The following is a 7,256-nucleotide window of genomic DNA, read 5'->3' on the forward strand; positions in this document are numbered from 1 at the left end:
TAAAACAAAAAACAGTAGTAAACTTTTGCTCACTACTGTTTAATAATTTGTATATTTATTTTATTAATCCTGTATCGTTTTTTTAGGACTAGACAAACAGTTAAGTAATTAAGAAAGTGCAGCTTTAACTTGGTCTGCAGCCTCTTGGAATTCCACAGCAGATAAAATAGGCATTCCTGAATTATCAATTAATTCTTTTGCAATAGCAGCATTAGTACCTTGTAAACGAACAATAATTGGCACTTTTATAGCGTCACCCATGTTTTTGTAAGCATCAACAACACCTTGAGCTACACGGTCACAACGAACGATACCTCCAAAAATATTAATCAAAATTGCTTTTACATTAGGATCTTTTAAGATAATACGGAAAGCAGTTTCAACACGCTTTGCATCAGCAGTTCCACCTACGTCAAGAAAGTTTGCAGGCTCAAAACCAGCATACTTGATTAAATCCATAGTTGCCATTGCTAGACCAGCTCCGTTCACCATACATCCTACAGTACCATCAAGATCTACATAGTTTAATCCTACTTCTTTTGCTTCAACTTCGATTGGATTCTCCTCACGAATGTCGCGCATTTCAGCATATTTAGTTTGTCTGTATAAAGCATTATCATCGATATTTACTTTAGCATCTACAGCCATTATTTTATTGTCAGATGTTTTTAAAACTGGGTTAATTTCAAACATCGAAGCATCAGATCCAATATAAGCGTTGTATAAAGAATCGATAAATTTCACCATTTCTTTGAAAGCATTTCCAGAAAGACCTAAGTTAAAAGCAATTCTTCTAGCTTGAAAACCTTGCAATCCTACAGAAGGATCAATTTCCTCAGTAAAGATTAAATGTGGTGTGTGCTCAGCAACTTCTTCAATATCCATTCCACCTTCAGTCGAATACATAATCATGTTACGTCCAGTAGCTCTGTTTAATAATACAGAAACATAAAACTCAGAAGTTTCACTTTCACCAGGATAGTAAACATCTTCTGCAATTAATACTGTACTTACTTTTTTACCTTCAGCCGAAGTCTGAGGTGTAACTAATTGCATTCCGATAATTTGTCCTGCAATTTCTTCTACTTGTTGTAAGTTTTTGGCAAGTTTTACTCCTCCACCTTTTCCACGTCCACCTGCATGAACTTGGGCTTTTACAACATACCAACTTGTACCTGTTTCAGTAGTTAATTGTTTTGCAGCTTCTACAGCTTCTGCTGCGCTATTTGCAATGATTCCGCGTTGAATGCGAACTCCGTAGCTTGCTAAAATCTCTTTTCCTTGATATTCGTGTATGTTCATAATATAGAATTTGTCTGGCTTCTGAATTTCTTTCAGAATAAAAGTGCGACAAAAATAGCAAAATTCATCTGAATAGAGAAATGTTTTGATACTAAAAAAAAGATAATAGCTACCTATCTAAGAAGGAAGTGATAAATTGTAGTTTTAAAATTATTTACAAGTTTAAAATACACTTTTAAAGTAGGGTGTACCAACTATTAAATTTTGACTAAAATTAAAAATACTTCGCTGCACTACTACATAAATAACATCGCTAGACTGCCGACTCTAAAATTTTCTAAATCACTTTCGAAAAAAGTAAATACAAATTTTAAAAATAATGTTCAATTTAAAACTTTTTGTTATATTTTGTTCAAAATCATTTATTAACTTGTACGACTAAAGAAAGAGTAATAAATTTGCCAAAAATTAACGACCATGCAATCAAAAGACTTAGTTCATCTAGCACAACAATACGGTAGTCCATTATACGTGTACGACGCCGAAAAAATAAAATCTCAATACAACAGATTATCAAAAGCTTTTTCGAAAGTCAATAAGCTACGCATCAATTACGCTATGAAAGCGCTTTCAAATGTCGCTATTCTTCAATTATTACGAGAAATGGGATCAGGTCTTGACACTGTATCTATTCAAGAGGTAATGTTAGGACTGCATGCAGGTTACGAGCCGGATAAAATATTCTATACTCCTAATGGAGTTTCATTAGAAGAAATTGAGGAAGTAAATGCTATGGGTGTCCAAATCAATATTGATAATTTATCGATATTAGAGCAATTTGGAACAAAATATCCAAATGTGCCTGTTTGCATCCGAATAAATCCTCACGTAATGGCTGGAGGTAATGCAAATATTTCCGTAGGACATATTGATAGTAAATTTGGTATTTCAGTTCATCAATTACCGCACTTAGTTCGAATCGTTGAAAATACGAAAATGAACATCGTAGGAATACACATGCATACCGGATCTGACATACTTGATATTGAAGTGTTTTTATACGCAGCAGAAATATTGTTTGATGCAGCAAAAAGTTTTAAAAACCTTGAATTCTTAGACTTTGGAAGTGGTTTTAAAGTGCCGTATAAAAAAGATGATATTGAAACTGATATTGAAGAATTAGGTAAAAAATTATCAAAAAGATTTAATGCTTTCTGCACAGAATATGGTAAAGAGCTAACGTTGATATTTGAACCAGGAAAGTTTTTAGTAAGTGAAGCAGGCTTCTTTTTAGCAAAAGTTAATGTGGTGAAACAAACTACTTCTACTGTATTTGCTGGAATTGATAGCGGTTTTAACCACTTAATTAGACCTATGTTATATGGTTCGCAACATCACATTGAAAACATATCAAATCCGAAAGGAAAAGAGCGTTTTTACTCTGTTGTAGGATACATTTGTGAGACTGATACTTTCGCTAATAATAGAAGAATTTCAGAGATAAAAGAAGGAGACATATTATGCTTTAGAAATGCAGGTGCTTACTGTTTTTCAATGGCTTCGAACTACAACTCCCGTTATAAGCCAGCAGAAGTTTTGTGGATGAATGGTGAGGGACATTTAATTAGAGCGCACGAAACTTTTGAAGACTTAATGAAGAATCAAATACCACTACCAACTGCAGTAAACGCAGAATAGATAATAAAAAAAATGTTAATAAAAACGGGACTAAAGTAAATTTAGTCCCGTTTTTTTGTCAACGAAAATTCATAAAAATACAACTCGTTTTTTCTTTAACTTTCAAGTGAAAATCTAGATGAAAATTATTTTTTTTAAAGGTTTTCTAATAAGAATCTTCTTTTGTGCCTTTTTCCTTTTGTATAAAATTCAAAAAATTCTAGTAGATAATTTGTTGAATCTTTATTCCTCTGCAAATATTTCGGTATTCAGCCAATTATAATGCGGAACAGCAATCTACAAAAAACTACTTCGCACAATTCTCATTTGAAGTACTTTTATCATGATGCAAGCTAGCTTTACATTTAAATGATTGTATCGATATGTAAATTATCTTTTATTTGAACACAGTTTTAACCAAAAAAAAAGGCTATATCAAAATTGATACAGCCTTGTAAAAAGAAAATAAATTGACTATTTATTTAAAACTTCTTCTAGTACATTCGATTCAGTACCATTTGGGAAGGAAATTTTAATTTTTTGAGAAATTGTAGGTGCAATTGAAGTTATTTCTTCTTTAGAAAAGGACTCTCCTGCCTTAATATTCCAACCATAAAATATTGCAGGAACATGCGTGTCATACGAGAATGGTGTTCCGTGTGAGGTCCCAAGTAAAGCATGTTCTGAATAACCTGTTTTTTCAAGTAAAACTAAATCTCCATTTTGAGTAGGATCATATCCCTTGAAAATAAAATTCAAAAAGTAATCAGCACCAGTTGAAGATAGAATTTCCTCTTCAGTGTAAACGCGTTTTATATAATCTTGTGTCATTAAATAATCCTTAAAGGACTGTTTTACTTTCATAAGATCTAATCCTTTACTTTTAATTACTTCCTTATTAAAAAATAAATTAAAGTTTGAATAATTTAAAACTAAATCAGCACCAAATGTTTTAGTCGAAAATTCAGTTAAGCTCTTTCGAATGTTTTTAGCACTAATGTAATCAACTGCATATTTATTATCTTTTAAGTATCCAACATTTTCAGCACCTGCATGATCAGCGGTTAAAAAAAGCAAATAATTATCTTTACCAACCGTTTTATCTAAATAAGTTAAAAAGTCAGCAATAGTCTGATCTAAACGCAAGTAAGTATCTTGTAATTCCATAGAACGTGGTCCTAGCAAATGACCAACATAGTCAGTGCTAGAAAAACTTACAGTTAAAAAATCAGTAATATTATCTTTACCTAATTCTTCTCTAACAATTGCTTCCTTCGCAAACTCAGCCAAAAGATCATTCCCAAATGGAGTTGAGCGAATTACTCCAGCACCATTTTTATCATACATATTTTTAAGATTGTAAGGCATAGTTGGAGTTTCACTTCCATAAAGCTTACCTTCATATGGATTGTTATCAGCCATACTTTCATTATAAGTAGAGGCAGGTTTATATAAATCCCATCCTTTATTTAAATAAGGCATAAACTTTTTTTCATCATTAAACTTAGTTACCCAATTAGGTAGTTCCTTTCCGTAAAAAGAACTAGAGATAAAAGCTCCTGTGCTACTAAACCAAAATGCCCAATCAGCAAAATGTCCTGCTGGTAATATAGCTCCTCGATCTTTCATGCTCATACCAATGACTTTACCTTTAAAATTAGTCGCCATTTTCAATTCGTCTGTGACAGTAGTTGCCTGCAAATTTAGTGGCGACATTGCGCCCTCTTCTTTTGTGCCGTTTCCTAGTGTAGACACACTAGCATCATCTGTACAGTACATTTGTTTACCTGAAGTACGATTAAACCATCCATTACCTACTATACCGTGAACTGAAGGAGTCGCACCTGTATAAATACTGGCGTGACCAGGAGCTGTGTAAGTCGGCATATAATTATAATGCATGTTATGAAAAGTATAACCATTATCCATCAATCTTTTAAATCCATTTGCGGAGAAGTCATCTGAAAAGCGATATAAATATTCCGTTTTCATTTGATCAACTACAATACCTACCACTAATTTGGGACGCTGCTGTGCTTGTAAATTAACAGACAAAACAAATACCAAAAACAAAACAATCTTTTTCATATTGTGATTTTATAATTTAAACAAAAATACAAATTAAAGTTCAACTAAACTCTCTACAAAACAAGTAGAAATTCCTTTTAGTATATTAATATCTTCTCTATCATTCTTTCTGATAAATTAATAATTTTTAATTTATACTATATTAATCTGTAAACCTAAATAATATATTTTTAATGTTAAAAAAGTGTAAATACTCCCTTTCAAACAAATGATTACCTGTCTAAAAATAAAACCATAATCGATATTTCAATCAATTCTAAAAGTTATTATCTTTTAAGAAAAAAAGCTATATTTATACCATGCTAAAAAAATTACTAGGTTTGATAATCGCATTACTTCCAATGATAAGTAGTGCTCAAGAATATGTCGATGTTATAACTGTTAATTACTCTAAAACTGGAGATACAAAATTTAAAAACAGTGATGAAAGTACTTCAATATCAATATTTGATTCGAAAGTTATATTGCCAATTGTGATAAATACTAAAACAGCAATTATTACAGGATTTGATTTTAGTATTAAGAAACTGCAGTTATTCCCAAAAGAAGAAAACACAAATTTGTATTACACAAGACTTAAATTAGGCTTGACTACGGAGCACTCTGACAAATGGACAGGAACATATGTTTTACTTCCAGTAATTTCATCTGATTACAAAAATTTAAATTCCAAAGATATTTATATGGGAGGAATTGCTTTTTGGACTTATAAAAAGCGTAAAACACTTAATTACAAATTTGGAGTTTACACTGGCACCGAAGCTTTTGGATATTTTATTACACCTTTGATTGGAATGTATTATTTAAGTCCCAATTCAAAATTTGAAATTACTGCGTTGATGCCAGGAATTTTTGACGCTAATTTGGCTTTGTCAGAAAACTTTAAAGTAGGAATTGATTATAAAGGAATTTCTGAAACATTTAAACTACATGACAATAAACATCCTTCCACGTATGCTGAAAATAGCACACTAGAGTTTTCAACTTATGTAGAAAATAATTCTTTCTTAAAAAATTTACTTTTAAGATTAAAAGTAGGTTATTCAGCAAACAGTTATGACGTATATAACATTTCCGATAAAATTGATCTATCTCTAACTCCTGTAAAATTCGGAAATAATAGAACAAAATTAAATAATAATTTAAATAGCAGTGTTTTACTAAAAGCCGAAGCTATCTACCGTTTTGACATTCCAACTAATAGGGAGAGAAAATAAAGCTTTAAGTCAGCTTTTAGTTTGTCAACTGCATTATTTATTTGAGGCACAAAAATAGTTTATGTACTGAGCTCAAAATAAAAGCATATTAATTCATTATGAATTATAATGAATTTGATGAATTTAACTAATATCGATAGTACTCGTTACTAGTACCTTTTTTTAAAACAGAAAATTACTTGCAGGAGTTTTCAGCAATCTGATAATAATAGCATTCAAATTTCGAATATAAATATGTTACAACGCCGAAATATCTATTGTAACTGTAAAGATAGAATCTCGTAATAAAGTGAGCTCTATGAAAAGCTTTTAATTATTTTCCTATTCATTTTAGGTCTAACATAAAAAGACTTGACCATATAATTTAACTGAAAAATAAAAAATATTAAGAAAGTGTTACCAGTGTAAATTATTAACACTACGGTCGTAAACTACCTCCACCAGCAAAAATAATTATTTTATCGATACTAATAAGACCCGCTAAGAAGTAATTGACTATTCTAAATAAAAGGCTTTATATGAGCTTATAAATTTAGTATTACAATTTCCGATTTCGATATAAGATAAGTTGCTTCATCAATCCGTAAAGATTTGATTAGAAAAAACTAATTCATTAGAATCGTATATATCGGATAATTCATGACTACTGTCAAAGTAGTATTTTAAAACTATTTTTCACAAACCTAAGACAATTGAATTTAAAATAAACAATTATATTCATCAAAAGAAATAGGTCGAATTGCGCGTAAACAAAAATTTTAGCTTTACGAATTGAATTAGTTATATCTTCCCAACTTTTTACAAAACAAAAAACCCTTCATCTTACTAATGAATGGTTTTTAAAGAAAGGCGACTCCATACTCTCCCACATAACTGCAGTACCATCTGCGCAGGCTTCCCGAAGTTTCGGGATTAGCTTCTCTGTTCGGTAAATCTTTGGATCAATACATAATGTTGTGGGGAAATATTAAAATCTAGATATTTGTGATTCCAAATTATAGCAAATGCAAGATTCCTACAGCGAACTAATCA

4 protein-coding genes are annotated in these 7,256 nt (G+C 31.0%); 2 read left to right on the plus strand and 2 right to left on the minus strand.

Translation table 11 applies throughout. From position 1 onward, the window contains the following. Nucleotides 1-108: 108 nt before the first annotated feature. Nucleotides 109-1,302 carry an ADP-forming succinate--CoA ligase subunit beta gene (gene sucC / locus RCH19_RS14405; RefSeq protein ID WP_121925660.1) on the minus strand — a complete coding sequence of 398 codons (1,194 nt, stop codon included), beginning with the start codon at nt 1,300-1,302 and terminating at the stop codon, nt 109-111. Between the two features lie 417 nt (nt 1,303-1,719). On the opposite strand from sucC, the gene lysA reads away from it, so the two are divergent. Next, nucleotides 1,720-2,940, plus strand: coding sequence for a diaminopimelate decarboxylase (gene lysA, locus RCH19_RS14410; RefSeq protein WP_343023810.1), 1,221 nt, complete (start codon nt 1,720-1,722; stop codon nt 2,938-2,940). A gap of 453 nt (nt 2,941-3,393) precedes the next feature. Here the strand turns inward: lysA and pafA are convergent, their stop codons facing one another. Further along, nucleotides 3,394-5,007, minus strand: a complete 1,614-nt coding sequence (pafA, locus tag RCH19_RS14415) for an alkaline phosphatase PafA (RefSeq protein WP_343023811.1) — start codon at nt 5,005-5,007, stop codon at nt 3,394-3,396. Between the two features lie 299 nt (nt 5,008-5,306). On the opposite strand from pafA, the gene RCH19_RS14420 reads away from it, so the two are divergent. Then, complete coding sequence (locus RCH19_RS14420) at nt 5,307-6,224, plus strand: DUF6268 family outer membrane beta-barrel protein (protein ID WP_343023812.1); 918 nt, start codon at nt 5,307-5,309, stop codon at nt 6,222-6,224. Nucleotides 6,225-7,256: the final 1,032 nt, after the last annotated feature.

The sequence above is a fragment of the Flavobacterium sp. PL12 genome (assembly GCF_039123485.1).
Taxonomy (GTDB): Bacteria; Bacteroidota; Bacteroidia; order Flavobacteriales; family Flavobacteriaceae; genus Flavobacterium; species Flavobacterium weaverense.